Source organism: Arthrobacter sp. TJ-236 (assembly GCF_058269235.1).
This window is the reverse complement of the sequence record NZ_JBZCNI010000001.1, coordinates 124279-150927: the sequence shown is the minus strand read 5'-3', so window position 1 is coordinate 150927 and position 26649 is coordinate 124279. Positions and strand designations below refer to the sequence as shown.

Here is a 26649-nt window from a genome sequence, read left to right as displayed (position 1 = left end):
GGTTAAACCTGCCTTCGCTGAAGTGTCTGCTTGACCGATCGGGAGTCCGGAAGGACTACGCGATGCCTGTGATTTTGACTCGGGTCAGTTCCGAACGGTGACCCTGGCGCTTCTTGTAGCCGGTCTTGTTCTTGAACTTCTGGATGACGATCTTGGGCCCGCGGAGGTTCTCCACGATCTCGGCCGTGACGGTGACCTTCGCGAGGTCCTCGGCGGCGGAGGTGATGTTCGCACCGTCCACCAGGAGGAGCGCGGGAAGCTTGAACGAGCTCCCGGCCTGACCGGTCACGCGGTCCAGGGTAACGAGGTCTCCTACGGAAACCTTTTCTTGGCGGCCGCCTGCGCGGACAATCGCGTACACCACGGGGAACTCACTTCTCTCGACGATCTTGACTTCTGATGGAAAAACTCGGGTGCCTCATGCCGGCGATCCTCAGGATCGGCATTCCGACCACGCCCTGCAATGCACGTGCCCTCGGGCTCCTCGGCGGCGATGCGCCTGCTGCGGCTGACACCGCTGCATGGAGCGGGACACAGCCCATTACCGGCGACTGCACCGAGGGTCAAGATTACGTCAGGACGGCGTCATCCCGCAAATCACGGGTACCACTCGCGCGTCGTCCTGCACCCTCCGAGCCACGCCCGCGGGCAGGACGGCGGCCACGAGGGCCGACGCCGTCCTGCCCTGGTGGCACGCGCCACCCGAGCGGTCGGTGGAGCGGTCAGAGCTCGGACGCGGACACACCGACGCCGAAGATGACCGGCTCGGTGCCGGCCTCCTGCCGGATCGGCGCAGGACGCGCGGCGGCCACATGGCGGCTGCCCCCCGAAGCCGAGGCGGACCCGTCACTCACCTGCGTCTCGATGCTGGTGTCGGCGGCTCCCTGCGCACTGCGCGCCACGCGACGCCGAGGGCGCCGGGACGCGGGCTTCGAGGCAGGAGCTGCCTCCTCGCCGGAAGGAGCGCCGTCGGCCGTCGGAGCCTCGCCGGCGGGCTGTGAGCCCGCCGTCGTCGGCCCGTCGGTGGACTGCTGCTGCGTGTCGCCCGCCGTCGTCCTCCGGTTGAAGGCCTCACTGAGGCTGTCGAGGGTGAGGCGGGTGGCCGGGGCCGGGGCCTCCTCCACGATGTCCGCGCGGCGATCGGCACGCGGCAGCGTGACCGTCTCCCCGTTGATGGTGAGGACTGCCTCGGTCACCTGGATGTCGGCGTCCGCGGCCTCCTCCTCGCTCGGTTCCTCGTGCGCGTGGTGCGTCGCCCTGGCGATGCTCGCCAGGGCCGCACGAGCGGCCTCGGCCTTCGCCGCGCGGTCGGGGCTCTCCGCTGCGGGAGCAACCACGGGCGCCGGCGCGAAGTCGTCCTGCTGACCCCCACGCCCACGGCTCCGCTTGCGCTCACTGCGGGACGGCCGCTCCTGGCGGGGCTGCTGCTGGACGTCCGCCGTCGACGTGTGGCGGTGCTCCACGGGTTCCATGTGCGTCACGACGCCGCGGCCCGCACAGTGCTCGCAGTCCTCGCCGAAGACCTCGAGCAGGCCCGTACCCATGCGCTTGCGAGTCATCTGGACGAGGCCCAGCGAGGTGACCTCGGCCACCTGGTGCTTGGTCCTGTCACGGCCCAGGCACTCGACGAGACGGCGCAGCACGAGATCCCGGTTGGCCTCGAGCACCATGTCGATGAAGTCGATCACGATGATGCCGCCGATGTCGCGGAGGCGGAGCTGCCGCACCACTTCCTCCGCGGCCTCGAGGTTGTTCTTCGTGACGGTCTCCTCGAGATTTCCCCCGCTGCCGGTGAACTTACCGGTGTTGACGTCCACCACGGTCATGGCCTCGGTGCGGTCGATGACGAGGGATCCGCCGGAGGGCAGGAAGACCTTGCGTTCGAGCGCCTTCGCGATCTGCTCGTCGATCCGTGATGCCGCGAAGATGTCCTCATCGCTGGTCCACTTCTCGAGCCTGCCGACGAGATCCGGCGCCACGTACATGACGTAGGCCTCGATCGTGTCCCAGGCCTCCTCGCCGGAGACGACGAGCTTGGAGAAGTCCTCGTTGAACACGTCGCGGACCACCTTGATGGTGAGGTCCGGCTCGCCGTACAGCAGCTCGGGCGCGAGGGTCTTCGTGGAGCCGGCCTTGCGCTCGATCTCCTCCCACTGCGCACGGAGACGGTTGATGTCGTGGGTCAGCTCCTCCTCGCTGGCACCCTCGGCCGCCGTGCGGACGATCACTCCCGCGTTCTCGGGCAGGCGGTCCTTGAGGATGCGCTTCAGCCGATTGCGCTCGACGTCGGGCAGCTTGCGGGAGATACCCGTCATCGAACCGCCGGGCACGTAGACGAGGTACCGGCCGGGGAGGGAGATCTGGCTCGTGAGCCGGGCACCCTTGTGGCCCACGGGGTCCTTGGTGACCTGGACCAGCACGGGATCGCCGGACTTCAGGGCGAGCTCGATCCGACGGGGCTGACCGTCGAGCCCTGCCGCGTCCCAGTTGACCTCACCGGCGTACAGCACCGCGTTGCGGCCGCGGCCGATGTCCACGAACGCGGCCTCCATGCTCGGCAGGACGTTCTGCACCTTGCCGAGGTAGACGTTGCCGATCAGGGAGTCCTGCTGGGTGCGTGAGACGAAGTGCTCGCCGAGGATGCCGTCCTCGAGCACACCGATCTGGATCCTGTCATCGCGCTGGCGCACGATCATCTGGCGGTCGACCGATTCCCGGCGCGCGAGGAACTCCGCCTCGGTGATGACCTGGCGGCGACGCCCGGTGTCGCGGGACTCCCGCCGACGCTGCTTCTTCGCCTCGAGGCGGGTGGATCCGCGGACGCTGGTCACGCGGTCCGACGGCGGCGCCTCACTGGACTGCCGCGGCGCGCGGACACGGGTCACGGTGTTGGGCGGGTCGTCGTCCTCGCCGCCGGTCAGTTCGAGGTCCTGGTCACCACGACGGCGACGACGACGGCGGCGGGAGGTCACGCCCCGTCCGTCCTCGGGCCCGGAGGAGTCCGCACGATCGGCGTCGTCCCCCTGCTCCTCGGCGGAGTCGGTGGACTCGCCCGAGCTCAGCTGCCCGGCGTCGCCGCGCGAGCGGCTCCTGCCGCGGCGGCTCCGGCGGGAACGGCGACCGGACTCGTCGGAACTGTCGTCGTCCTCCTGCTCCTCGTCGCTCGGGGGTGTCACCTTCACCGAGGGAACGGCGACGGTGGTGAGATCCGGAGCATGGAACAGGAGTGAGAGGGGCGATTCGGGGACGGCGAACGGATCGAAGCGGTTCTCGGTGGTGGTCCCGGCGCTCTCGCCGGAAGCCGTGTCCGCGGCGTCGTCCTCGTCGGTGTCCTGTTCGACGTCGCCGGCGGGAACCGTGCCTGCCGTCGGGGTCACCTCGGGCCTCGGCGACGCCGATGCCGGTGCGGCGTCCTGGTCGCCCTGATCCGGTTCGGACGCACGACGGCTCCGGCTGCGCCCGGTCGCGGTGCGACGCGTGCGAGCAGGCTTCTCGTTCGGAGCACTGTCCGAATCGGGCGTGTTCGTCCCGGCGTCGGGTGCGGCGTCGGGTGCCGTAGCACTGCCCCGAGCGGCGTCCGGACCGCCCGTGGGCGCGGTGTCCGCTGCGACGGGTGGCGCGGCGTCGGCGGGGCCTGCTTCGGCCGTCGCGGCGCGGCGGCGGGTGCGCGTGGCGCGTACCGGCGGCTCGATGACGGTCGCGGTCGCGATCGTCGGCGTGGCATCACCGTCGGCGGTGGTGGTCCCGGAGAGCGTATCCGGCTGGGCTGTCACCTCGACGGGGGCAGAGGGACCGGCTTCTGCGGTCGCAGCGCGACGGCGGGTGCGGGTTGCCCGGACGGCGGGCACCGTCGCCGCACCGTCGCTCGTTCCGGAGGGATCGGAGAGGGCAGCTGCGGCGCGGTCGGGAGCCGCCTGCGCCGGGGCGTCGGCCGCCGGGAGGTCCGTCGTCGCGGTCGTTTCGGCGGCGACGGCAGGCTTGCGGCTGCGGGTTGCCCTCTTCCGCACGGGCGGGGTGTCCTGGACGTCCGCCGTCGGCGCGGCGGCTTCAGTGGTCGGCGCGGCGGGGAGGTCCGAGTCCTCCGAGGGCGTGGTCACGTCGGATGCCGACGCCGGGGTAACGTGTGCTGCCGCGACGGGTGCCGCGGGCGGCGCGCCGGCGGGTGCACTCGCGGTGCGTCGCTTCCTCGGCGCCCTGACCGGGGCCTTGACCGCCTCGGCGGCTGCGTCCCCGCCCGTGTCACCCGGGTCGGTGGACCCGGTGACGGGTTGCTGCTCCCCCTGCGCCGTCTCGCGCTGCCGCGTCTCCGACACCGCGGCGGTGGTCTCTTCTGTTCCCTGCTGATCTGACTGGTCCATCGGACTGTGCTCCAAGCCCCCGGCGGCACCGGCCACATCCCAGCGCCCTCCGGGGCGGTATGTCGGTCTGCCGCGGGCCTCTCGCCCGGCGGCCGACCGGAAGTCGTTGTCTTGTCGTCCGGCGTCGCACCGACTCTGGGGTGCGTGATCACTCGGAGACCAGTGGCGCTTTTCCTTGTCCTCCGCCGGTATCGACGGTGTGTCCCCCGGGCGGATTCCCCCTGGCGTCCGCCTCCATGGGCGGACTCGTCAGGACGGAAGCATCGCTCGCGGAACGGAAGCCTGTCACTGGACCGGCGGGGGAATGTGGATCCCTCACCAGCCTTCGTCATTGTCTCACACCGTGCTGCGGCGGGCCCGGAACCCGCGGTCCGCGCGCAGGGCGGCCGTCGTCGGGAGGTCGGCTCGAGCGCCCGTGGGACGCATCGGCAGGACCCGGACGACGGCGAGCACCGGGCGCATCGCCCGGGTTGTCGGTCAGCGCTCGGGCAGCTGGCCCGTCACGGGTGCGTTGTCCTCTGCGAGGGGCCTCGCCACCGGCACCTTCGTGCCGAGGACCTGCGCCACGACGTCGTGGGTGATCTTCTGCGCGGTGAGGCCCACCCGGGCCAGCACCTGATTGCGTGTGCCGTGGTCGAGGAACTCCACCGGGAGCCCCACCTCGTTGAGCGCGGTGTCCACCCCTGCCGACCGCATCTCCTGGCGGATCCGCGACCCGACACCGCCGGCTCGGACGCCGTCCTCGATCACGATCACGATGCGGTGGTCGGCGGCGAGGTCGATCACCGAGCGGCGGACCGGCAGCACCCACCGCGGGTCGATCACGGTGGAGCTGATGCCCTGGGCGCCCAGCCTGTTGGAGACGTCGAGCGCGAGTTCGCTCATGGCCCCCACGCTGACGATCAGGACGTCGTTCCGGCGCGACCCGGACGGTCGGCGTGAGAGGACGTCCACGCCGTCGTGCAGCCGCTCGACGGCTTCGACCTCCGCACCCACGGTGCCCTTCGAGTAGCGGACCACGCTCGGCGCGTCGGACACGGCGACGGCCTCCCGGAGCTCCTCACGGAGGCGGGAGGCGTCGCGGGGGGCCGCGAGGTGCAGGCCCGGGATGGCCTGCAACATGGCGAGGTCCCACATGCCGTGGTGGCTCGCGCCGTCGGGCCCGGTGACGCCGGAGCGGTCGAGGACGATGGTCACCCCGGCCTTGTGGAGCGCGACGTCCATGAGGAGCTGGTCGAACGCCCGGTTGAGGAACGTGGCGTAGAGGGCGATCACCGGGTGCAGTCCGCCGAAGGCCATGCCGGCCGCGCTGGTGACGGCGTGCTGTTCCGCGATGCCGACGTCGAACACCCTGTCGGGGTGACGCTCGGCGAAGGTGTGCAGACCCACGGGGATCAGCATGGCGCCGGTGATGCCCACGATGTCGGGGCGTTCGTCGGCGATGTCGGCGATCTCGGAGGCGAAGACGGAGGTCCAGGACTGCGCTCCGGCGGCGCCCACGGGCTGGCCGGTCTCCGGATCGATGATCCCCACGGCGTGGAACTGGTCGGCGTCGTGGGCCCTGGCGGGCGCGTATCCGTGGCCCTTCTCGGTGATCGCGTGCACGATCACGGGACCCTCGTACTTCTTGGCGAGGTGCAGTGCCTGCTCGACGGCGGACTGGTCATGACCGTCCACCGGCCCGACGTACTTCATGCCGAGGTCCTCGAAGAGCCCCTGCGGCGCCCACCAGTCCTTGATGCCCTTCTTCATGGCGTGGAGGCTCTTGTAGCTGAACTCGCCCACAGTGCCGCCGTTCTGCATGCGGTTCTTGACCCAGTCGAGCGTCCGCTCGTACACGCGGTGGGTGCGGACGGTGTCGAGGGTGGGCCGCAGGGAGGCGAGGTAGTCGGCTACGCCGCCGATGGTCGGCGCGTAGGAGCGCCCGTTGTCGTTGACGACGATGACCACCCGGCGGCGCTTGTCCGCCGCGATGTTGTTGATCGCCTCCCAGGCCATGCCACCCGTGAGTGCGCCGTCACCCACGAGGACCACGGTGTAGCGATCCCCCTCGCCGCTGAGCACCCGGGCGCGGGAGATGCCGTCCGCCCACGAGAGCGAGGAGGAGGCATGGGAGCTCTCGACGACGTCGTGCACGGATTCGGCGCGTGACGGGTAGCCGGAGAGGCCTCCCTGCTGGCGTAGCGTGTCGAAGTCCTGGCGTCCGGTGACCAGCTTGTGGACGTAGGACTGGTGACCCGTGTCGAAGATGATGCTGTCCCGGGGCGAGTCGAAGACGCGGTGGATGCCGAGGGTGAGTTCCACGACACCGAGGTTCGGTCCGAGATGGCCGCCGGTGCGCGAGACGTTGCTGACCAGGAAGTCGCGGATCTCCCGCGCCAGCGCTGTCAGCTGTGCCTCGGTGAGTTTGCTCAGGTCCTGTGGGCCGTGGATCGTCGTCAGGAGTCCCATCGGCACCTCCTCGCTCGGTGATCGCTGTCTTCGGCGGGGCGTCGTAGCGCCCCTGGGTGTCTTCAACTCTAACGTTCGGCCCCTGTGACGGGTGCCATTGACTCTTCGGTGCCGCACCCCGGATCGGCTTGCCCCGGGCTGCCGATCGATGCGGTGGCCGCTGTCACGAGGACGGCGGGAGGAGCCGCGCGAAGGACTCCATGTGATGCGTGTGCGGGTAGAGGTCCAGGACGCGCAGGTGGTCCAGGGACCATCCGGCGCCGAGGAAGTAGCCGAGATCGCGGGCGAACGAGGCCGGGTCGCAGGACACGTACCCGACGGCGCGCGGGCGTGCATCGACCATCTGCCGCACGACCTTCCTCCCCGCGCCGGCCCTCGGCGGGTCGAGCAGGACGACGTCGAGCGGGCCGTCCCAGCCCCCGAGGACGGCGTCCACGCGTCCCTGAACGATCGACACGTGGTCCTGGCCGTGGAGATTGCGCTTCGCGTCGCGGCTCGTCCCCGGGGAACCCTCGACGGACAGCACCGAGCCGTCCGGGCCCACCGCGCGCGCCAGCGGCATGGTGAACAGGCCGGCGCCGGCGAAGAGGTCCGCGAACCGCTCCCCCGGTGCAGGCTGCAGCCCGTCGAGCACCGCGGCGACGAGCGTCTCGGGCGCCCGGCGGTGGATCTGCCAGAACCCTGCTCCGCTCACCCGGTACTCGTCGTCGAACACCGTCTCCCGGAGCCAGGTGCGGCCCTTCAGCCGCTGCACCTGACCGGACTCGGGGTCGAGGACGGCCACGGACGCCCCGCTGATGGCCGACGCGACGGCCGCCACCCGCCGCGGTGTGGTCGTGGCGGCCGGGACCAGGAGCACGAGGGGGTCTCCCCCACCGGACGGGACCGCGACCTCCAGCCGCTCGATGCCGGTGAGCTCCAGCGTCCAGAGGGCGAGCGCGTCGATCTCCGGGACGGCCAGCGGCATGGCGCGGACGGGCACGACGTCGTGGGAGCGGTGCACGTGCATGGCGAGCTTCCCCGAGGCGTCGACGGCGAACGAGGCCCTGGTGCGCCAGCCGAGACCGTCACTCGACTCGCCGGCGGCGGCCTCGACCACGACCCCCCGTTCGACGGACGCGAGGCGCGCGAGCTGTTCCTCGAAGACGGCGCCCTTCAACCGGCGCTGCTCGTCGAGCGCGATGTGGCCGAACTCCGCTCCACCCACGGGCGCGCGGCCGCGTGCTGCGGCTCCGAGGGCGTCGGCCGGCGTCCAGGGGTGCGCGACGCGGTGGGGGGAGTCCTCGAGCACCTCGATCACATCGGCGCGCCAGAAGCTCGCGGCGTCATCCGTCTCCGTGAACCGGACACGGACAACCTCTCCGGGTAGGGCGTGCCGTACGAAGACGACCACGCCCTCGTGCCGGGCGACGAAGTGGCCGCCGTGGGCGGGCCGCTCGACGGTGAGGACCGCCTTCGTGCCGGTGACTCCGCCGGCGGGGTCACCCGCCGGACCGGGCGTGCCGGGACCGGGCGTGCCGGGACCGGAGGTACCTGGGGTGGACGCGGACGTGCCGGAGGTGGTGTCGGGAGGGGTGGTGCCCGTCGGGGCGTTCGCGCTGTTCTGATGCATGGGGTGTTCCTAGTTGAGGTCCTGGTAGGTGCGGGTGGCGTCCGAGGACGCGAGCTGCCACGGGACGCTGGCCACCATGACGCCGGGGACGAAGTGGAGCCGCGCCTTGATGCGCAGCGCCGTCTGGTTGTGCACCAGTTGCTCCCACCACCGACCCACCACGTACTCGGGGATGTAGACGACGATCAGGTCCCTCGGAGCGTCACGGCGCATGGTCCTGATGTAGTCGAGGATCGGCGAGATGGTGTCGCGGTAGGGCGACGCGAGGACGGTGATGGGTACCGGGATCTCGTACTTCTCCCAGTCGGCGAGCGTGCGGCGCGTCTGCTCCGGATCGACGTCCACCGTGATGGCGTCCAGCCGGGACGGGCGGGACGCGCGCGCGAACGCGAGTGCCCTGAGCACGGGTTTCCGGACGTGCGAGACCAGGATCACGGCGTGCACGCGGGACGGGAGGGCACGCAGCTTGACGGCGTCGTCGATGGCGAGTTCCTCCGCGACGGCGTCGTAGTGCTTCTTAATGCTCCGCATCAGTGCGAAGAGGACGGCCATCGCGAGGACGGCGATCCACGCGCCGTACTCGAACTTCGTGACCAGCACGACGACGAGCACCGCGGCGGTGAGGACGAACCCGAGCGTGTTGATGGCCCGGGACTTCTGCATGCGCCAGCGCTCCTGCGTCCCCACGGTGCTGCGCAGCGTCCGCGTCCAGTGCCGGATGAGTCCGAGCTGGCCGGCGGTGAAGGACACGAACACGCCCACGATGTAGAGCTGCACCAGCGCGGTGACGTCGGCCTGGAAGACCAGGATGAGGACGACGGCGCCCAGTCCCAGCGCGATGATGCCGTTGCTGAACGTCAGGCGGTCGCCGCGCGTGCGCAGCTGGCGTGGCAGGTAGCCGTCCGTGGCGAGGATCGAGGCCAGCACCGGGAAGGCGTTGAACGCGGCGTGGCCGGCGAGCATCAGGACGAGGGCGGTGGCCGCCACCACGACGAACAGGAGGGGCGAGTCGGACCCGAACACCGTCCTCGCCAGCTGGCTCACCACGGGTGCCTGGATGTAGTCGGCCGGGACCGGACCGCCGTCGAGCAGCAGTTGGGAGGACGGGTCCTGCACCACGTGCACCCGCGCGGCGTCGGCGAGGAAGAGGACGCCCGCGAGCATCACGGAGGAGACGAGGCCGAGGACCAGGAGCGTGGTGGCGGCGTTGCGGCTCCGCGGCGCCTCGAAGCGCGGCACGTTCGCTCCCGGGCCCTCGAGCCCGGTCAGGGCGGCCGCCCCCGCGGAGAACGCCCGGAGGATCAGCAGCGCGCCGGCCAGGCCCACCAGGCCGGCGTCGAGCGCGGCGTCCGGGAGGATCTCGAACCGCGCACTCGGTGCCTCCTCGAGCGACCCCGAGAGGACCTGCGCGGTACCCGTGGCACAGAGGATGAGAATGCCCGCGAGGAACGCGTAGGTGATCACCGCGCGCGCACGCACCCCGCGGGTGATCCCGCGGAGGTTCAGCAGGACCAGGAGGGCGACGCCGACCACCGCCAGCACCACGCGGCCGGATTCGAGAGCGGGCGCGATCGAGACCAGGTACTGCGCGGCGGCCGAGACCGACACCGCCACGGTGAGCAGGTAGTCGATCATGAGCGCCGAGGCGACCGTTGTGCCGGCGCGGGGGCCGAGGTTCCGCTTGGCGATCTCGTAGTCCCCTCCGCCGGAGGGGTAGGCGTGCACGGCCTGCCGGTAGGAGGCGATGACGACGAGCAGCACGGCGATCACGGCCAGACCCACCCAGGGCGAGACGGCGACCGATGCGACGCCCGCGAGCGCGAGCGTCAGGAGGATCTCGTCGGGCGCGTAGGCCACGGAGGAGAGGGCGCTCGCCGAGAACACCGGCATGGCGAGGCGCTTGGGGAGAGTCCTGTTCCTCAGCCGGTCACTGGCGAACGGCTTGCCGACCAGCACCCGCTTGACGGCCTCGAGAAAAGTCAGCACGCCCCATAGACTACTGCGTCCGTGCCTGCGCCCAGCCACTAGGCTTGGGGCTGGAATCGTCCGCTCGACACAGGAACCCGAGGTGCACCCGGTGGCTCATTTCGTGATCATGGGCTGCGGCCGGGTAGGCGTCAGCCTCGCCCACACGCTCGACGAGTCCGGCCACTCCGTGGCGATCATCGACCAGGACGACCGCGCCTTCCGCCGGCTGCGCTCCTCCTTCGGGGGGCGGCGGGTCACCGGTGTCGGTTTCGACCGGGAGACCCTCAAGTACGCCGAGATCGAGCAGGCCTACGCGTTCGCCGCCGTCTCCAGCGGCGACAACTCGAACATCCTCGCCACACGGGTGGCGCGGGAGACCTTCCACGTACCCCACGTGGTGGCCCGCATCTACGACCCGGGGCGCGCGGAGATCTACCAGCGACTCGGTATCCCCACGGTCGCGGCCGTGCGGTGGAGCGCAGACCAGGTGCTGCGTCGAATCCTCCCGGAGCAGACCATCAACGGTGACTTCCGGGAGACCTCGGGGCGCCTGATCCTCGCGGAGCTCGCCCTCGGGGACGGGTGGCTCGGCCGGTCGCTGCGGAGCATCGAGGCGGCCAGCGGGGTGCGGATCGCCTACATCACACGGTTCGGCGAGGGCATGCTGCCTACCTCCGAGACGAGCTATCAGCAGGGCGACATCCTGCACGCCATGATGAGGACGACGGCGACCGACGAGATCGGCCGCATCCTCGCCGCACCACCGAAGGAGGAGGCCCCGTGAGGGTTGTCATCGCAGGTGCCGGCAGTGTCGGCTCGTCCATCGCCCGTGAGCTCCTCGGCAACAAGCACGAGATCCTGCTCATCGACGAGAAGCCCGAGGTCATCGGCCGGAGCGGGCTCAAGGGCGCGAAGTGGCTCATCGGCGACGCCTGCGAGCTGACGACGCTGAAGGACGCGCGGCTCGACGAGGCCGACGTGGTGGTCTCGGCGACCGGTGACGACAAGGTCAACCTGGTGGTGTCCCTGCTCGCGAAGAGCGAGTTCGGGGTGGGCCGCACGGTCGGTCGCGTCAACAATCCGAAGAACGACTGGATGTTCGACGACTCCTGGGGCGTCGACGTCGCCGTCAACACGCCCCGCCTCATGACGGCGCTCGTCGAGGAGGCGGTGGAGATCGGCGACCTCGTGCGCCTGCTGACCCTGCAGACCGGGGCTGCGTCGATCGTCGAGTTCACGGTCCCGCAGGACTCACCGCTGGTGGGCGGCACGATCGGATCGATAGAGCTGCCCTCGGACTGCGCCGTCGTCGCCATCCTGCGCGACGAGTCACCGATGACGCCGAGCCCGGACGACGTGGTCGAGGGCGGCGACGAGGTGTTCTTCCTCGCGGCGATCGCCGCGGAGGACGCCCTGCGGGTGGCGCTCTCGGCGCGCATGGAGGACGACTCCTAGGACGGCCGGCGCAGCGTCCGCGAGGGGTCCGGTGCCGCAGTGGCGGGCGTCAGGACGACGGCGGCGTGGCCGAGGCCTTCTCCCCGGCGCCGTCCGTGGGCAAGATCCGCGGACGCGACACCACCCAGGCGAGCCACAGGCCGAGCGCGTAGAGCGGCAGGCCCATGGCCACCCGCGTGGACCCCAGCGCCGCGACGTTCTCCGCGAGGTACAGAGGGACCTGCACCACGAGCCGCAGGGCGAGCACCCCGACGATGATCCACGTCGCGAGGGCGTAGGCGCGTACGCGGCCGGGGTCCTTCCGCCATTCGATGCCCTCGTTGCGGATGAAGCCGAAGATGAGCCCGGCGAAGGGCCAGCGGAAGACCACCGACGCCGCCATGGCCACGATGTACGCGCCGTTGATGTAGAAGCCGGGCAGGAAGAAGTCCTCGGCGTTGCCGGTCCGCTGCGCCACGAAGGCGCAGAACGCCACGCCCACGAGGCCCGCGAGGGCCTGTGTCACGGGAGTGCGGGAGACGAGCCTGATCACCGTGAAGACCGCGGCCACGGCCAGGGCCGCGATCAGGGAGACGGACAGCTCGGACGTGAATGTGAAGAGGACGGTGAACACCAGGCCGGGCGCGATGCTCTCCGCGAGACCCTGCACACCGCCGATGGACGAGAGGACGTCGATCTGCCCGGACTCCGAGCGCTGCACGCCGGATCGGGCGGCGTACTGGGACGCGAGTTCCGCCGCCGTCGGGCCCTGGTGCGCCTCGTGATCCTGTCCGGACCCACCCGCAGGTGCCTGCCGCTGCGCGTCGCCCTCGGCGGGCCTGTCGGTGTCACTCATGAATACTCCTCGGGCCGGCCGATGATCTCGTAGCGGGGGTTGTACACGGTGGGGATGCCGTCCACGCGGGTCAGCATGCCCTCGATCCTGACGGCCACGCCGGCCTCGATGCCCGGGACCCGGCGCTGGCCCATCCAGACGACGCGCACGTCATGGCGGACGGCCCGTCGGATGATCCGCAGGAGGACCGTGAACGTCGGAGCACTGAGCGCCGGAGCCAGGGTGACCCGCTCGACCACCCCCTGCACGGTGATCCTCCCCCGCTGGGGCAGCTCCACCCCCGCGGCGTCCGCGTCACTCCCCGGGGGGCGGATGGCGCGCGACGACGGCGAGTTCGGCGAGACGGGCACGTGCGTCAGCGGGTCTCGGTGATCTCGGGGCCGCGCTGCAGCGGGTTGAGGTCCGGGCGCTCGGGCGTCAGCGGCGGCGGACTTGCAGCGGCGTCCTTGGGGAGCTTGAGCTGCAGCAGTTCCCGTGGGGGCAACGGGTGGTCACCACGGACCACGACGACGCTGCGGAAGAGCTGCTCGATGGCCGCGGCTGCGTGCGGCTCGATGGCTGCCGGTCCGCCGAACACACCTCGGAGGAACCACCGGGGCCCGTTGATACCGACGAACCGCGCGACGCGCACGCCTGCCTGGCCGTCCGGCGTCTGGGCGGGCAGCGTCGCGACCAGTTCCGTGCCGAGGCGCCCCGGGCGCTCCTGCACCGTGCCGCCCTGGGACCCTACCGACACGCCGATCTGCTCCCGGATCTCGTCCCACAGTCCTTCGGTCCTGGGTGCCGCGAAGGCCTGGAGCTGCAGGGTGGAGCCGCCGAGGTCGAGGGTGACGGCGATGACGCGCTTGCTGCGCTCCTCGACCTCGAGGCGGAGTTGGAGGCCTTCGGCGGCGTTGATGCGCAGTGCACCGAGGTCGATGTAACCGCTCGCAGTGTCCTGCTCGGAGGCGTCGAACGGTCCGAGTGCGGCGCGGTCGTAGTCGGCCGTCGCGACGTGGCCGGCCTGGGGGGCGACAGCCGGTGCGTCATCGCCCGTCGGCGCAGAGTCGGTCGGCGCTGGATCCGTCGGCGCGGAGTCCGATGCCTCGGAGCCCGTCGGCGCGGGATCCGTCACCTCGGGAGTGGCGGTGGACGCCGTGACCCCCGTCTCCGTGGTGGGCTCGGCGTCGTGCTGCTGTGCCGACTCGCCGGCCGGAGCGGCGTCGTCCTGTTTCTTCTTCCTGAGGCGCCCGAAAGCCATGGCGGGTTCCTTTCCTGATGACGTGAGAGGGTTCGTGGGACTGCGGTGGTGACGTGTGGTGATGCGGTGCGGTCTGGGGTTCGAGCGCGGCCCGGGGGGCGTCAGCCGTCCACGACGCTGACCGGGGGGCTGCCGGCCGCCGGATCGCGGAAGCCGCCGGTGGACCCGAAGCCGCCGGACCCGCGAGCGGTTCCGGGAAGCTCCTGCACCACGACGAAATCGGCGTGCTCGACGCGTTGGATGACCAGCTGGGCGATGCGGTCGCCCCGGGTGAAACGCACGGCGGCGGAGCGATCGGTGTTGAGCAGGCAGACCTGGATCTCGCCCCGGTACCCGGAGTCGATGGTCCCCGGTGCGTTGACGACGGTCACGCCGAAGCGCGCCGCCAGTCCCGACCGGGGATGGACGAGCCCGACATGGTCCGGAGGGAGGGCGATCGCGACCCCGGTCGGCACGAGGGCCCGCTCGCCGGGTTCGAGGACGAGGTCGACGGTGGTGCGGAGGTCGGCGCCGGCGTCGCCGTCGGTGGCGTAGGAGGGCGGCACGAGCCCGTCGTCGAGCATCACGATCTGGACCGGGAGGCCCTGCTGTGCACCCATCGACCGCATCTCCACCGTTCGCATTCCGGCTACCAGCCCCCCACTGTAGCGCCTTTGACCGGCGCTCCGACGGCGGCGAGGGATGAGGTGCGACCCGATTGATGGAATGCTGGAGTCATGTCCAGCGCACCAGGGGAAGCCCCCCGCACCACGTCCGGCGAGAGTGTCCTGTACGAGGAGAAGCTGTGGCCCTCCCCTTGGATCTGGCTGATCGCCGCGGGTTTCTCGTCGGCCACCATCGTGATGTTCGCGCCCATCTCCGTGGGCTTCGCCGTCGGGGCCGCCGTGGTGGTCGCGGCGATCGTGTTCACGCTGCTGATCCTCTCCACGCCGCGCATCCAGGTGACTCCGACCACCCTCACGGTGGGACGGGCGTCGATCGAGCGCAGGTATCTCGGGACGGCGGAGTGGTTCACGGGCGACGACGCGACGTATGAACGCGGACCGGGGCTCAACGGCCTCGCGTACCTCTGCATCCGCGGATGGATCTCGCCGATCGTGACGGTCCAGGTCACCGATCCCGAGGACCGGACGCCGTACTGGCTGATGTCCTCCCGCCACCCCGAACGTCTCGTGGCCGCCCTCGAGGCGTGACGCCGTCCGAGTGCGAGGGTCAGCCCTCGCACTCCGTGCAGAACAGCTGCCCCCCGCGGTCGTGGGCGATCTGCGACCGGTGCCGTACCAGGAAGCAGGACGCGCAGGTGAACTCGTCCGCCTGGGCGGCCAGGACCTGCTCGGTCACCTCCTCGCTGGACAGATCGGCGCCGGGGAGATCGAAGGCCTCCGCCGACGCGATGTCCTCCGCGGTCACCGCCTCCGCACCGAACAATCGCCGGGCAAGGGTCAGCACAGAGGGCCGCGCTCCGTAGGTGTCCGTGATCGTTCCGCCGGCCATCGTGTCGGTTGCCTCGTCATGAGGTGTCATGCCTGGTATCCCACGCTCCCTTGTCTGCTGCGGCGAGCCACTGCTCGCCGCTTTCGTCAACGCCGGGCACGCCCGATTTGTGCCCGCGAGGGGCCGTGCGGAGGCCCGGAGCGCCACGCCTCGCGGTGTAGTAGGAAAGGCTGTCATTCAATGGCACAGTTTCATCTAGGAAATGCCGTCAGCTGGAGGAATGCATGCAGGAGTTACGCCTGGTGGGAGTGGATGGCGAACATCTGCGCTTGAGCAGCGAACAGGGCGCGACGTTCCGTCTGCCCATCGACGATGCCCTGCGCACGGCCACGGCCGGCGAGAACGCGGGCAGGGCGATCAGCGCGGCCGGACAGGACACCGCCACCGACGCCGCGGGCACCCCAGCGACTCCCCCCGCGAGGAAGCCGACGAAGCCGCCGGTCCCGCTCACTCCACGTGACATCCAGGCGCGCATCCGGTCGGGTGCGACGGCCGAACAGGTCGCCTCCGACGCCGGTGTCGACCTGCAGCACGTCCTGCGCTACGAGGGCCCCGTCAGGGCCGAGCGCGAGTACATCGCCTACCTCGCCCAGCGCGTCGAGGTCGCCTCCCCCCTGCCGAGCCACGACGGGTACCGGTCGGCGTTCGGGGACGAACCCGCGCGGCTCGGCGACATGGTCGCGTACCGGGTCCGCAGCTACGGGATCGATCCGGCGACGCTGGAGTGGGATTCCTGGCGCCGGCCCGACGGCGCCTGGCACGTGGTGGCGTCGTTCGAGCTCCCGGAGGAGTCACGGGTGGACCTCGGGGAGCAGCCCCCTGCCTGGTGGACGTACAACCCCACGCGGAAGAACGTGGCGAACGGCAACCGATGGGCGCAGGTGCTGAGCGAACTCGAACCGCTCGACGGCCCGCTTCCCTCCCGGCGGCTCAGCGCCGTCGCGGACCGCGTCTTCGATTTCGAAGCCGTCAAGGACGCAGGGGCCCAGGAGTCCGATGCACACGAAGCCGTCGAAGGACGCGACGGGACAGACGCACTCGACGGTTCCGACGCACCCTCACCGTCGGAGGAGCAGGACAGCCTCCTGGAGGTCCTCCGGTCGCGGCGCGGGCAGCGACTCGGCGCCGACGAGGAGCAGGACGACGCCCTCGCCGTCATGCTCACACGCGGAGCCATTCCTGCCGCGCACCCCCGCGACGGTGGGGAGTCCGAGCCGGGCCACGGTGAGGACCCCGTCCTCCCGCTCTCCCTGGCTCCGCAGGCCTCTGCCGACGCCGACAACGGTGATCCGAAGGAGGGTGATGCGTCGCAGGACCGCAACGACGACGGCACGCCGCGCCTGTATGACGGCGTCAGCACCGACACCCGGGAGATCAGCATCTTCGCCCGACCGTCGTCGGGCAAGGCACCCCGCGATCGCACGGGAGCTACCGCCGACGAGCCCGCGAGGCCGGCTGCGAACGCCGGTAAGGCGAGGGACAGCGCGAAGGCCGCCGCGAAGGACAGCGGGAAGGACGACGCCGACCCGGCCGCCGAGCGACGCGCCAAGCCGAAGCGCTCCAGCGTCCCGAGCTGGGACGACATCGTGTTCGGACGCCGGGGGGACTGAGCCCGCGCGGGAGTGCGTCAGGGGCCTGCGAGCTCCTCGGTCCTCTGCTCGAACGGCAGCGGGATCTCGTTGCTGAAGAGCAACGGCGAGGTGCGCGAGGTCTGTCGGCGCATGTGATGCCCGCGGCAGAGCGTCTCGTACCCGATCACCGGGGTCAGGTCCCGGCCGCCATCCGCCGCACCCGACGCGAGGGCACCTCCGCGGGACGCACCCGCCGGGCCGCCGTCGAGGTCACCCGGGACGCCGGCCGACTGGTCGACGTCCCCGACGACCATCTGGTCACCCTCGACGACCATCACGCCGTCCACGGTGCGCGCGTTGTGCGTGGCCCGCTTGCCGCACCAGCACAGGGCTTCGACCTGGAGGACCTGCACGCGGTCCGCGAGCTCGATCAGGCGCTGCGATCCGGGGAAGAGCCTGGTGCGGAAGTCCGAGGTGATACCGAAGGCGAAGACGTCGATACCCATCTCGTCCACCACGCGCGCGAGCTGATCGATCTGCTCCACGGAATAGAACTGCGCCTCGTCGCAGATGGCGTAGTCGATCCGCGCCCCCCTGGTCTGGCGTCGTGAGAACTCCGACCAGAAGTCCGTCTCCGCCCGGACCTCCACCGCGGGGACCTGCAGCCCGAGTCGGCTGGAGATCATCGACTCGCCCGCGCGGTCGTGCGAGCTGAACAGCAGACCCTGCCGTCCGCGTGCCGCGTGGTTGTGGTCCACCTGCAGGGCGAGCGTCGACTTCCCGCAGTCCATGGTGCCCGAGAAGAACAGCAGCTCAGCCACGGCCGCGCCCCTTGCGCCGGGCGGGCGACCCGCCGTCCGCCGTGGGGAGCTGCAACAGGGGGACCTCCCGCTCGGCCCGCGTGAGCGAGCCGTGCTGCCCGACCATCTCGAAGGCGGTGTGCTGGACGCGCCGCCCGTCGATCAGGGCGATGGCCTCGCGGGCCAGGACGAGGACGTCGCCGATACGAGGGCGGACGGCATCATCCACGGCGCCGAAGTACCCCTGCGCGATCGCCTCGTCCCGGGTGAGGACCCACGCACGGGTCCCGAAGGCCTCGTGCCACCGCACCGCGACGGCCTCGCGCTCGGTGGCTGTGAGGTTCGTGTCCAGGTACAGGTGCAGCATCCGCGCCTCACCCGCCGTGTGACGGACGCCGTCCAGCAGGTCCGGTCGCTGCGCGTAGTCGATGCGCTGCGTCGCCGGGACGTCCACCATCCCGTGGTCCGCCGTCACCAGGAGGAGGGTGTCGGAGGGGACGCGGCGGGCCAGGAGCTTCAGTGCTGCGTCGAGGTCCTCCAGGGCCCGGAGCCAGTGGCTCGAGGCCACACCGTAGCGGTGCCCGGCCTTGTCGAGGTCATTGAGGTAGAAGTACATGAGCATGCTCGGCGCACGGGACAACCGCTCGGCCGCGGTGTCGATCATCGCGTGGATGGTCGATGCCCCGACGAACACCCCGCCCCGGAGGGCCGCCCGTGTCATGGGCGAGTCCTCGAACCGGGGCTGGCTCACGGTGACCACCGGAATATGGCGGGCTGCCCGCTCGAACACCGTCTCGTGCGGCTGCCAGAGAGCGGGGTCGACGCCGGCGTCCCACCGGCCGAGCATGTTGACCACCTTGTCCTGGTCGGGGTCGAGGACGTCGTACCCCACGAGCCCGTGGCGTCCGGGCGGCAGTCCCGTCCCGAGGCTTGCGAGCGAGGAGGCCGTGGTCGAGGGGAACGCCGAGGAGAGCATGCGGGCCGTCTCCAGCCGCTCCCGCAGGTAGGGTGCGTGCGCGGCGTGCTTGCGCAGGAGGCCCAGGCCGAGACCGTCCACCATGACCACGGCGACGCGGCGGGACGCCGGCAGACTGAGGGCGTTCTCGAATCCCGGCACCCCGATCGTCGCGGCAGCACTGGTCATGACCTCTGCGACGGTCGAGGACCCGTAGGCGGGCGCGCTGGGCAGGGATTCCCTGTGCACTCGGCTCATGGAACGCTACTGCTGGTGGTGGGCGCGGCTGAACCGGGCGCCGAAGCCGGGCTGCCTGCGGGTGTCGGGGGCGGGCGCGACGACGAACCCTCCCGCTGCCGGGCTCGCCGAGTTCACCTTGCGCAGTGCGCGCGCGAATGCCTTCGCGTTCTGCACGGCCTGGGCGCCGTCGGCCTCGGCGCTGACCCGCAGCACGATGTCCTCCTGGGCCATGGTGCCGGTGAGGCCGTGGTCGGCGTCGCACTGGGCGTCGCCGCAGCTGGCCGGGCCGATGTCGATGCGCTGCCCGCCGGACCAGGCGATGGCGAGGGTCATCTCGCGCACGGGGTCCGACGGCTTGTAGTCCTGCGGCTGCGCGTAGACGTAGCTCAGCACCACGGAGCGGATCTGGCTGACCGGGACGGATTCCGTGGAGATCTGCGCCATCACCTGCTCACCGGCGTCGTCGAGCTGCTGGTCGTCGACGTGGGTGATGACGAGCATGTCCTCCGTGAGGACGAGCACGGTGATGTGTCGGTGCACCTCGGTGCGCTCAAAATGCGTCTCGAGGTGCGCCACGTGGGACAGCGGTTCACGGCCGTCGAGAGCGTCGCGGACGACGTCGGCCACGAGCCTCGGGTAGAAACCTGTGCGTTCGAGCGACCTGTCGAGGTCGCGCGACTGCGCGGAGAGCGAGGGGGTCATACCCCCAGTTTCCCCCACCCGCCCGCGTTGCACCTAACGGGCGGGCCTGCGCGGCGACACGGCGCGACGTGCTGTCCTGCCCCTCGTGCGTCGCGGGTCAGTCACGCATGGCCCGCCGGGCGCTGTCCGTCCGGCGTTGCGGGTTGCCGACGTCGATCCCCGCGCTCAGGACGGTCAGGCCGGAGGTGGCCACGAGCACGGGATTGAAGTCCAGCCGGGCGATCTCGGGATGATTGTCCTTCAGCAGTGCCACGCGGGCCACGAGGTCCTCGATGGCGGGTACGTCCGCGGGCGGAAGCCCCTGGTAGCCCAGGAGCTTCCGCGCGGCGCGGGGCGCCCGGACGAGATCGGTGACGTCGTGGGACGTGAGCGGCGGCACGGCGTGCGCCCAGTCGTCGAGCAGGTTGACGGCGTCCCCGGCGAGGCCGAAAGACACCACGGGACCCATCAGCGGGTCCTCGATGGCGCGGATGCTGCACGCCTGGCCGGAGGGAGCCATCGGCTGCACCTCCATCCCGAAGCTGCCGAACGGGGCCAGCACCTTCTCCATCTGCATGATGTTCCGGCGCAGGGACGCCGCGTCCTCGATGTTGAGCCGTACCCCGCCGAGGTCGAGGCGGTGGCGCAGGTGCTCGTCCATCGTCTTCAGCACGACCGGGAAACCGAACCGTTCGGCGTGTTCCACGGCCTCGTCCGCCGTCGTGAAGCCCGCGGAGGGCAGGAGCGAGATGCCGTAGGCGGACAGGAGGGCCGCGCACTCCCCCGGGCTGAGGCGCGTCAGGTCGACGTCGGAGACCCTCGCACGGACCTGCGCGAGGACGCGCAGCGCCTCGTCGACGTCCACGCCGGCCGGGTCCACGAAGCCTCCGTGCTCGACGGCGCGCCACCTGCAGTAGCGCACCACGGCGCCGAGCGCGGCCAGGGCCGCTCCGGGGCTGGGGAAGCACGGCAGTCCGGGCTGGAGGCCCGAGGGCGTGTCCTGAGCGTCGAGCGCGTCCGGCGCGTAGTCCGGCCCCGACGTCGACGCTCCGTGCGCCGCAGCCGATGGAGCGGTCGGCCGATCGGACGGCACCGCGATCAGCCCGTCGAGCTGGAGCCGTCCGTCGAGGATGCCGGGGAAGGATGCGATCACGGGTTTACCCGCCGCCTCACCGCAGCGCTGCAGGCACGCGGCCACGGCCTCGGCCGTCAGCCCTCGTGCGGGGAGCGTGACGACGACGGCGGCGTCCACGGCGTCGTCCTGCAGGGCGTCCATGACCGCGGCCTCGAGCGCGGGGAGGGCCACCGACGCGCCGACGTCGAGCTGCAGCCCGGCGTCCACCCGCGCGACGGTCATGCCCTGCGCCACGACGCCGTCGGCCACCACGGACCCGAGCGCGTGCGAGTTCCCGATGACCGCGACCGCGCCGCCGCGCGGCAGGGGCTGGCTCGCCACGATCTGCGCGATGTCCATGAGCTGCTCCGTGGTCCGGACCCGCATGACCCCCGACTGCCGCAGCATCGAGTCGAGCGCGCCAGGAGGTGCCTGCGTGGTCCGGACCGCGTGACCGGGTGGCAGTCGGACACCGGTGACGTCCGACATGGCGACGATCACGGGTTTCGTACGGGCGAGCCGGCGGGCGATGCGCGAGAACTTGCGCGGATTGCCGATGGACTCGAAGTAGAGGCCCACCGCGCCCGTGGTGGGATCGTCCTCCCAGAACTGCATGGCGTCGTTGCCCGAGACGTCGGCCCTGTTGCCCGCGGAGATCACCGAGGAGAGCCCGAGGCCGCGCCGGTGGGCGCTGGCGTACAGCAGCACCCCGAGCCCGGCGGACTGGCTGAAGAGGGACAGTGCGCCGCGCAGCGGCAGGTCCGGCGCCATGGAGGCGTTCAGCCGCACGGCGGGGTCGGTGTTGACCAGTCCGAGCGACTCCGGGCCGACCACGCGCATGCCGTGCGCCCGGGCCTTGTGCACGAGGGCGCGCTGGCGCGCGAGCCCCGTGCCGTCGTCGTCCGTGTACCCGGCGGTCACGACGAGCAGGCCCTTGACGCCGGCGCGGGCGCACTCGTCGACCACGGCGTCGACCTGCGCGTGCGGGACGGCGAGGACGGCGAGGTCAACCGGTTCGGGGACCTCGGCGAGGGACGCGTAGGAGACCATGCCGTGCAGTTCGAAGGCCTCGGGATTGACCGCGAACACGCGCCCCGTGAACCCGGCGTCGACGATGTGGTCGAGGAGCTCGTACCCCACCGTGCCCCACTCGCGGCTCGCCCCGACCACCGCGATGGACGACGGCGTCAGCAGCTCGGCCATGCTGCGCGCCTCGGCGCGGTGCTCACGGGCCTCCATGACCGCCTGCGAGCGGCGCGTCGGGTCGATGTCGAATCCGAGCACCACCACGCCGTCGTCGAAGTGCCGGTCCACCTCGTAGCCGGCCTCGGCGAAGACGGTGATCATCTTGCGGTTCTCGGGCAGCACCTCGGCGGAGAACCGACCGATGCCGTTCTCGCGCGCCGCGGCGGCGAGGTGCTCGAGCAGGATGGACCCGACCCCGCGTCCCTGGTGGTGGTCGGAGACGTTGAAGGCCACCTCGGCCTCGAGGGGGTCGTCGAGGCGGTCGTACCGCCCGATCCCGATGATCTCCGCGCCCCGCGTGATCACGAAGGCCACGCGGTCGTGGTGGTCCACCTCGGTGAAGCGGCGGAGCTCCTTGGTGCTGAGCGTGGCCTTGTAGGTGAAGAAGCGCAGGTAGATCGAGGCCTGCGACTGGCTGACGTGGAACGCCTGCACGGCGTCGGCGTCCTCCGGCGAGATGGGGCGCAGATGCGCGGTTCCGCCGTCGCGGAGGACGACATCGGCCTCCCAATGTTCCGGGTACTGTCCGTCGGCCGCCATAGACTCAGGGTAGTCGGCATCCCTTCGCCCCACGCGTCGGGGCCGCCCGTCCCGAACCCCATCCCCTGACGTCGAGGAACCGCACAGACATGGCCAGGCGCCAGAACACCGCACCGCCCGAGGACTACACCGAGAAGATCATCGACATCGACGTCGAGACCGAGATGGAGGAGTCCTTCCTCGAGTACGCCTACTCGGTGATCTACTCCCGGGCGCTCCCCGACGCCCGTGACGGCCTCAAGCCCGTCCAGCGACGCATCCTCTACATGATGGCGGAGATGGGCCTGCGCCCGGATCGCGGGCACGTGAAGTCGGCGCGCGTGGTCGGCGAGGTCATGGGCAAGCTCCACCCGCACGGCGACACGGCCATCTACGACGCCATGGTGCGCATGGCACAGGACTTCTCGCTGCGGCTGCCCCTGATCGACGGTCACGGCAACTTCGGGTCGCTCGACGACGGCCCGGCCGCCGCCCGGTACACGGAGGCGAGGCTCGCCGCGGCCGCGCTCAGCATGACCAGCCACCTCGACGAGGACGTCGTCGACTTCATCCCCAACTACGACAACTCCCTCGAGCAGCCGGAGGTGCTGCCCGCGGCCTTCCCGAACCTGCTCGTCAACGGGGCGAGCGGCATCGCCGTCGGGATGGCGACCAACATGCCGCCGCACAACCTCGGCGAAGTGGTCGCCGCCGCACGCCATCTCATCGCGCACCCCGATGCCTCCCTCGAGGACCTCATGCGCTTCGTCCCCGGGCCCGACCTGCCGAGCGGCGGCAGGATCGTGGGGCTCGACGGCGTCCGCGACGCCTATGCGACGGGCCGCGGCTCGTTCAAGACGCGCGCCACCGTCACGGTCGAGCAGCTCTCCGCTCGCCGGACCGGCCTCGTGGTCACCGAACTGCCGTACACCATCGGCCCCGAGAAGGTGATCGAGCGGATCAAGGACGCCGTCAACGCCAAGAAGCTCCAGGGCATCTCCGACATCGTCGATCTCACGGACCGACGGCACGGCCTGCGGCTCGTCATCGAGCTGAAGAACGGCTTCAACCCGAACGCTGTGCTCGCGCAGCTGTACAGGTTCACTCCGATGGAGGACTCGTTCGGCATCAACAACGTGGCACTCGTGGACGGGCAACCCCGCACCCTCGGCCTGCTCGAGCTGCTGCGTGTGTACGTGGCGCACCGCATCCTCGTGGTCCGGCGTCGCACGTCCTACCGTCTGCAGCGCAAGCGCGACCGCCTGCACCTCGTCGAGGGCCTGCTGGTGGCGATCCTCGACATCGACGAGGTCATCCAGATCATCAGGTCCTCCGACGAGACCGCGGCGGCCCGGGAACGGCTCATGGCCATCTACGACCTCACCGAGGTCCAGGCGAACTACATCCTGGAACTGCGCCTGCGCCAGCTCACCAAGTACTCGCGGATCGAGCTCGAGAAGGAGCAGGAGCAGCTGCGCCTCGAGATCGCCGAGCTCGAGGCGATCCTCGGGTCCGAGGATCGCCTGCGCGCCCTCGTCTCCGAGGAGCTCGCCGCACTGGCGGTACAGTTCGCCACCCCGCGACGCACGGTCCTGCTGGAGTCCGAGGCGTCGGCTCCGCTGAAGGGTTCCTCGCTGCCCGCGCCGAGCAAGGGCGCGAAGGCCGTCCTGCCGCTCGAGATCGCCGACGACCCCTGCTGGGTGCTGCTCTCGGCCTCCGGACAGCTCGCCAGGACGTCGGACCGTCAGCCCTTCGGCGACGGCCCCCGCCTCCGCCACGACGCCCTCCTCTCCGTGCTCCCCTCCACGGCGCGCGGCGAGGTGGGTGCGGTGACCTCCGCGGGTCGGATGATCCGCCTGCAGGTCATGGACATGCCGGCGCTCCCGCCCACCAACGGGATGCCGAACCTCGCCGGGGGCGTGCCGTCGTCGGAGTTCCTGACCCTCACCCGCGGCGAATCGCTGGTGGGCCTCGCGCCGCTGACGGGCGTCATCGCCCTCGGCACGGCGCAGGGCGTGGTCAAGCGCGTCCAGCCGGATCACCCGCTCAACCGCGACGACTGGGAGATCATCACGCTGAAGCCGAAGGACCGTGTGGTGGGTGTGGTCGCCTCCTCGGACGCGGACGATCTCGTGTTCGTCACGCGCCTCGCGCAGCTGCTCCGCTTCCCGGCGTCCGCGGTGCGCCCGCAGGGACGCTCGGCGGGCGGAGTCGCGGGTATCAAGCTCACCTCCGGTGACGCGGTCCTGCACTTCGGTGCCGTCTCCCCCGCCGACGCCCGCGCCGTCGTCGTCACGGTCACGGCGTCCGGTGAGGCACTCCCCGGGACCACCGCCGGTTCGGCGAAGGTCACCGACGCCGCGCAGTACCCCCTCAAGGGGCGGGCGACCGCGGGTGTCAGGGCGCACCGCTTCCTCCGTGGCGAAGAGGCGTTGTCCCTGGCCTGGGTGGGGCACGGGCCGGCACGCGCCACCTCCGCGAACGGCGTGGCGCGCGCGCTGCCCACCGAGCACGGGCGTCGTGACGGCTCGGGCGTACCGCTGAATCAGCAGATCGACGCCGTCGGGCCCGGCCCCGACGGACTGTTCGAGCTCATCGCCTCTGCGGGCGCGCGCGGGCCCGGCGCGGCTCGTGCCGGTGCCGGTGCCGATCTCGGTGCCGAGCCGGACACGACGAGCGACGGGCCTGCCTCGCCCACCCCCGTTCCCGACCTCGGAATCGACGCCGTACCCGACCCCGTTCCCGACTCCGTCCCCCACCTTGGAATCGACGGCGGAGGAGCGGAGCCCGGGTCAGGTACCGGTGGACCGGTCACGGGTCGGAAGCGCGGTCAGCGGAAGAGTCCGTCCTCATCTGTGACGGACGACGGCGACGGGGAGTCCGGGCAGGGAACCCTGCTCTGACGGACGTAACGCGTGTGCCGCCTCATCGGAACGACGACGGGGCGGCACACGCGGGACCGCTCAGTCCGCTGCGGTGAGAGGCAGGTCGAAGACGATCGAGCGCTGCGTCGGCACGTACCCCAGGCGCTCGTACAGCCCGAGGGCACCGGACGGGTTGTCCGTGTCCACGCCGAGGCCCGCGTTGTCCATCCCCGCAGCCCTGTACCGCTTCATGGCCTCGGCAAGCAGGGCCGGTGCCAGGCCGCGGCCCCGCCAGGTGCTCCTCACACCGAGCAGATCGGTGTAGCCCTCGGAATGGCCGAGGAGTTCCGGCGAGTCCGGGTCGCAGCTCGCCAGGTGGTAGGCCATCACGTCCCCGCTCCCGGGCTCCACGAGCGCGAGGCTCCAGTCCGCACGGAACTCGGGGTGGCTGACGGTGAACTGCCACGATTCCTGGTCGCGCGGCTCGCTCCCCCAGTGATCGCGGAACGCGTCGTTGTGGGCGAGCCTCACGAGTTCGACGACGTCGCGGCCTCCCGGGTCGGCGAAGCTGACCAGTTCGAGGTCCTCGGGGAAGACCACCTCGGGGATCGGCTGGTCGAGCGGACGGGTCATCTCCGTGAAGTACCGGACGATCGTGCTGCCGCTTCCGCGGAGGAGCGCGAGGTGGGAGGGGTTCCGCTCCTCGACGTAGCTCCTGAACACGCCCTCGGCCTGGTCGTTCTCGCCGAGCCGCCGGCGTGCCCGCTCTGCCTGCCACTGCAGGATCGCGCGGCCGAGTCCCCTGCGTCGCCAGGCTGGATCCACGCCTCCGGCCCCGTGCACGAGGGTGGAGCCCGCGTTCATGGACACCCGGCCGAAGGCCCTCAACTCCCCGGTCTCGTCGAAGCCCGCGATCGTGTCGCGGCGGGCGTCGTTCTTCGAGTTCCGCAGCGCCTGCTCGAGGTCGGCGCGCTGCTCCACCCAGTCCGGCTCGTCGGTCACGGCGATGCGCTTGACGAGCGCCAGCCACCGGTCGATGTCGGCGTAGGCCAACGGTCGCCACTGCAGGTCGGAAGGCAGCTGTCGCGCGTCCTCGGGGCGTTCCGCGGTCGGGCGTTGGGCGGTGGGACGGGCGTCCTCCGGTGAGGTCTCGGGCGTCATGCTGCCAGCGTATCGCCGGGAACCCCGCCACCACAGGAGGACGACCGCCACGGAGTGCTGCCGATCGCGGAGACCCCCTACCGGAG

21 protein-coding genes are annotated in these 26649 nt (G+C 71.1%); 5 read left to right on the top strand and 16 right to left on the bottom strand.

From position 1 onward, the window contains the following. Positions 1 to 55: 55 nt before the first annotated feature. The 6 genes from rplU to AC4D16_RS00575 form a co-directional block, all read right to left on the bottom strand. Entirely contained in the window at positions 56 to 364 is a 309-nt protein-coding gene (gene rplU, locus AC4D16_RS00600) for a 50S ribosomal protein L21 (protein ID WP_490949369.1), read from the bottom strand. Between the two features lie 358 nt (positions 365 to 722). Beyond that, positions 723 to 4358, bottom strand: a complete 3636-nt coding sequence (locus AC4D16_RS00595) for an Rne/Rng family ribonuclease (protein ID WP_490953581.1) — start codon at positions 4356 to 4358, stop codon at positions 723 to 725. A gap of 336 nt (positions 4359 to 4694) precedes the next feature. Beyond that, positions 4695 to 4820, bottom strand: a complete 126-nt coding sequence (locus AC4D16_RS00590; protein WP_490953580.1) for a hypothetical protein — start codon at positions 4818 to 4820, stop codon at positions 4695 to 4697. A gap of 15 nt (positions 4821 to 4835) precedes the next feature. After that, entirely contained in the window at positions 4836 to 6809 is a 1974-nt protein-coding gene (gene dxs, locus AC4D16_RS00585; protein WP_490949372.1) for a 1-deoxy-D-xylulose-5-phosphate synthase, read from the bottom strand. A 163-nt stretch (positions 6810 to 6972) separates the two neighbouring features. Further along, positions 6973 to 8421 (bottom strand): class I SAM-dependent RNA methyltransferase, encoded by a 1449-nt coding sequence (locus AC4D16_RS00580; RefSeq protein WP_490953579.1) that lies wholly within the window; start codon positions 8419 to 8421, stop codon positions 6973 to 6975. 9 nt (positions 8422 to 8430) lie between these two features. Beyond that, positions 8431 to 10407, bottom strand: coding sequence for an APC family permease (locus AC4D16_RS00575; protein ID WP_490949374.1), 1977 nt, complete (start codon positions 10405 to 10407; stop codon positions 8431 to 8433). A gap of 91 nt (positions 10408 to 10498) precedes the next feature. Between AC4D16_RS00575 and AC4D16_RS00570 the strand changes: the two genes are divergently transcribed. Together AC4D16_RS00570 and AC4D16_RS00565 are read left to right on the top strand one after the other, a co-directional pair. After that, on the top strand, positions 10499 to 11173 hold the full coding sequence (locus AC4D16_RS00570; RefSeq protein ID WP_490949375.1) for a potassium channel family protein: 675 nt from the start codon (positions 10499 to 10501) through the stop codon (positions 11171 to 11173). Continuing rightward, positions 11170 to 11844, top strand: coding sequence for a potassium channel family protein (locus tag AC4D16_RS00565; protein WP_490953578.1), 675 nt, complete (start codon positions 11170 to 11172; stop codon positions 11842 to 11844). The genes AC4D16_RS00570 and AC4D16_RS00565 overlap by 4 nt, the downstream gene beginning before the upstream one ends. Positions 11845 to 11893: 49 nt before the next feature. Here AC4D16_RS00565 and AC4D16_RS00560 read toward each other — a convergent pair whose 3' ends face one another. The 4 genes from AC4D16_RS00560 to dut all read right to left on the bottom strand — a co-directional run bounded on the left by AC4D16_RS00560 (position 11894) and on the right by dut (position 14527). Beyond that, positions 11894 to 12679 carry a DUF3159 domain-containing protein gene (locus tag AC4D16_RS00560; protein ID WP_490949377.1) on the bottom strand — a complete coding sequence of 262 codons (786 nt, stop codon included), beginning with the start codon at positions 12677 to 12679 and terminating at the stop codon, positions 11894 to 11896. Further along, positions 12676 to 13029 carry a hypothetical protein gene (locus tag AC4D16_RS00555; RefSeq protein WP_490953577.1) on the bottom strand — a complete coding sequence of 118 codons (354 nt, stop codon included), beginning with the start codon at positions 13027 to 13029 and terminating at the stop codon, positions 12676 to 12678. Before AC4D16_RS00555 ends, AC4D16_RS00560 begins: the two co-directional genes overlap by 4 nt. 5 nt (positions 13030 to 13034) lie before the next feature. After that, positions 13035 to 13919 (bottom strand): DUF3710 domain-containing protein, encoded by an 885-nt coding sequence (locus tag AC4D16_RS00550; protein WP_490949379.1) that lies wholly within the window; start codon positions 13917 to 13919, stop codon positions 13035 to 13037. Positions 13920 to 14020: 101 nt separating this feature from the next. After that, entirely contained in the window at positions 14021 to 14527 is a 507-nt protein-coding gene (gene dut / locus AC4D16_RS00545) for a dUTP diphosphatase (protein WP_490949520.1), read from the bottom strand. A gap of 108 nt (positions 14528 to 14635) precedes the next feature. On the opposite strand from dut, the gene AC4D16_RS00540 reads away from it, so the two are divergent. Then, positions 14636 to 15112: a DUF3093 domain-containing protein gene (locus tag AC4D16_RS00540; protein ID WP_490949380.1), complete on the top strand. Its 477-nt coding sequence runs from the start codon at positions 14636 to 14638 to the stop codon at positions 15110 to 15112. Positions 15113 to 15131: 19 nt separating this feature from the next. Here the strand turns inward: AC4D16_RS00540 and AC4D16_RS00535 are convergent, their stop codons facing one another. Next, on the bottom strand, positions 15132 to 15443 hold the full coding sequence (locus AC4D16_RS00535; protein ID WP_490949381.1) for a DUF4193 family protein: 312 nt from the start codon (positions 15441 to 15443) through the stop codon (positions 15132 to 15134). A 194-nt stretch (positions 15444 to 15637) separates the two neighbouring features. Here AC4D16_RS00535 and sepH point away from each other — a divergent pair, with 194 nt between their 5' ends. Further along, positions 15638 to 17023 carry a septation protein SepH gene (sepH, locus tag AC4D16_RS00530; protein ID WP_490949382.1) on the top strand — a complete coding sequence of 462 codons (1386 nt, stop codon included), beginning with the start codon at positions 15638 to 15640 and terminating at the stop codon, positions 17021 to 17023. Between the two features lie 17 nt (positions 17024 to 17040). Here sepH and AC4D16_RS00525 read toward each other — a convergent pair whose 3' ends face one another. The 4 genes from AC4D16_RS00525 to AC4D16_RS00510 all read right to left on the bottom strand — a co-directional run bounded on the left by AC4D16_RS00525 (position 17041) and on the right by AC4D16_RS00510 (position 22559). Beyond that, complete coding sequence (locus tag AC4D16_RS00525) at positions 17041 to 17805, bottom strand: thymidine kinase (RefSeq protein ID WP_490953576.1); 765 nt, start codon at positions 17803 to 17805, stop codon at positions 17041 to 17043. Continuing rightward, positions 17798 to 18997 carry an alkaline phosphatase family protein gene (locus AC4D16_RS00520; protein WP_490953575.1) on the bottom strand — a complete coding sequence of 400 codons (1200 nt, stop codon included), beginning with the start codon at positions 18995 to 18997 and terminating at the stop codon, positions 17798 to 17800. The genes AC4D16_RS00525 and AC4D16_RS00520 overlap by 8 nt, the downstream gene beginning before the upstream one ends. 6 nt (positions 18998 to 19003) lie before the next feature. Continuing rightward, the gene (locus tag AC4D16_RS00515) at positions 19004 to 19681 is read right to left on the bottom strand and encodes a DUF5998 family protein (protein ID WP_490953574.1); all 678 of its coding nucleotides are present in this window, start codon (positions 19679 to 19681) and stop codon (positions 19004 to 19006) included. 97 nt (positions 19682 to 19778) lie between these two features. Continuing rightward, entirely contained in the window at positions 19779 to 22559 is a 2781-nt protein-coding gene (locus AC4D16_RS00510; protein ID WP_490953573.1) for a bifunctional acetate--CoA ligase family protein/GNAT family N-acetyltransferase, read from the bottom strand. Positions 22560 to 22648: 89 nt separating this feature from the next. Between AC4D16_RS00510 and AC4D16_RS00505 the strand changes: the two genes are divergently transcribed. Next, positions 22649 to 25441: a DNA gyrase/topoisomerase IV subunit A gene (locus tag AC4D16_RS00505; protein WP_490953572.1), complete on the top strand. Its 2793-nt coding sequence runs from the start codon at positions 22649 to 22651 to the stop codon at positions 25439 to 25441. Between the two features lie 60 nt (positions 25442 to 25501). Here the strand turns inward: AC4D16_RS00505 and AC4D16_RS00500 are convergent, their stop codons facing one another. After that, positions 25502 to 26563, bottom strand: coding sequence for a GNAT family N-acetyltransferase (locus tag AC4D16_RS00500; protein ID WP_490953571.1), 1062 nt, complete (start codon positions 26561 to 26563; stop codon positions 25502 to 25504). Positions 26564 to 26649 lie beyond the last annotated feature (86 nt).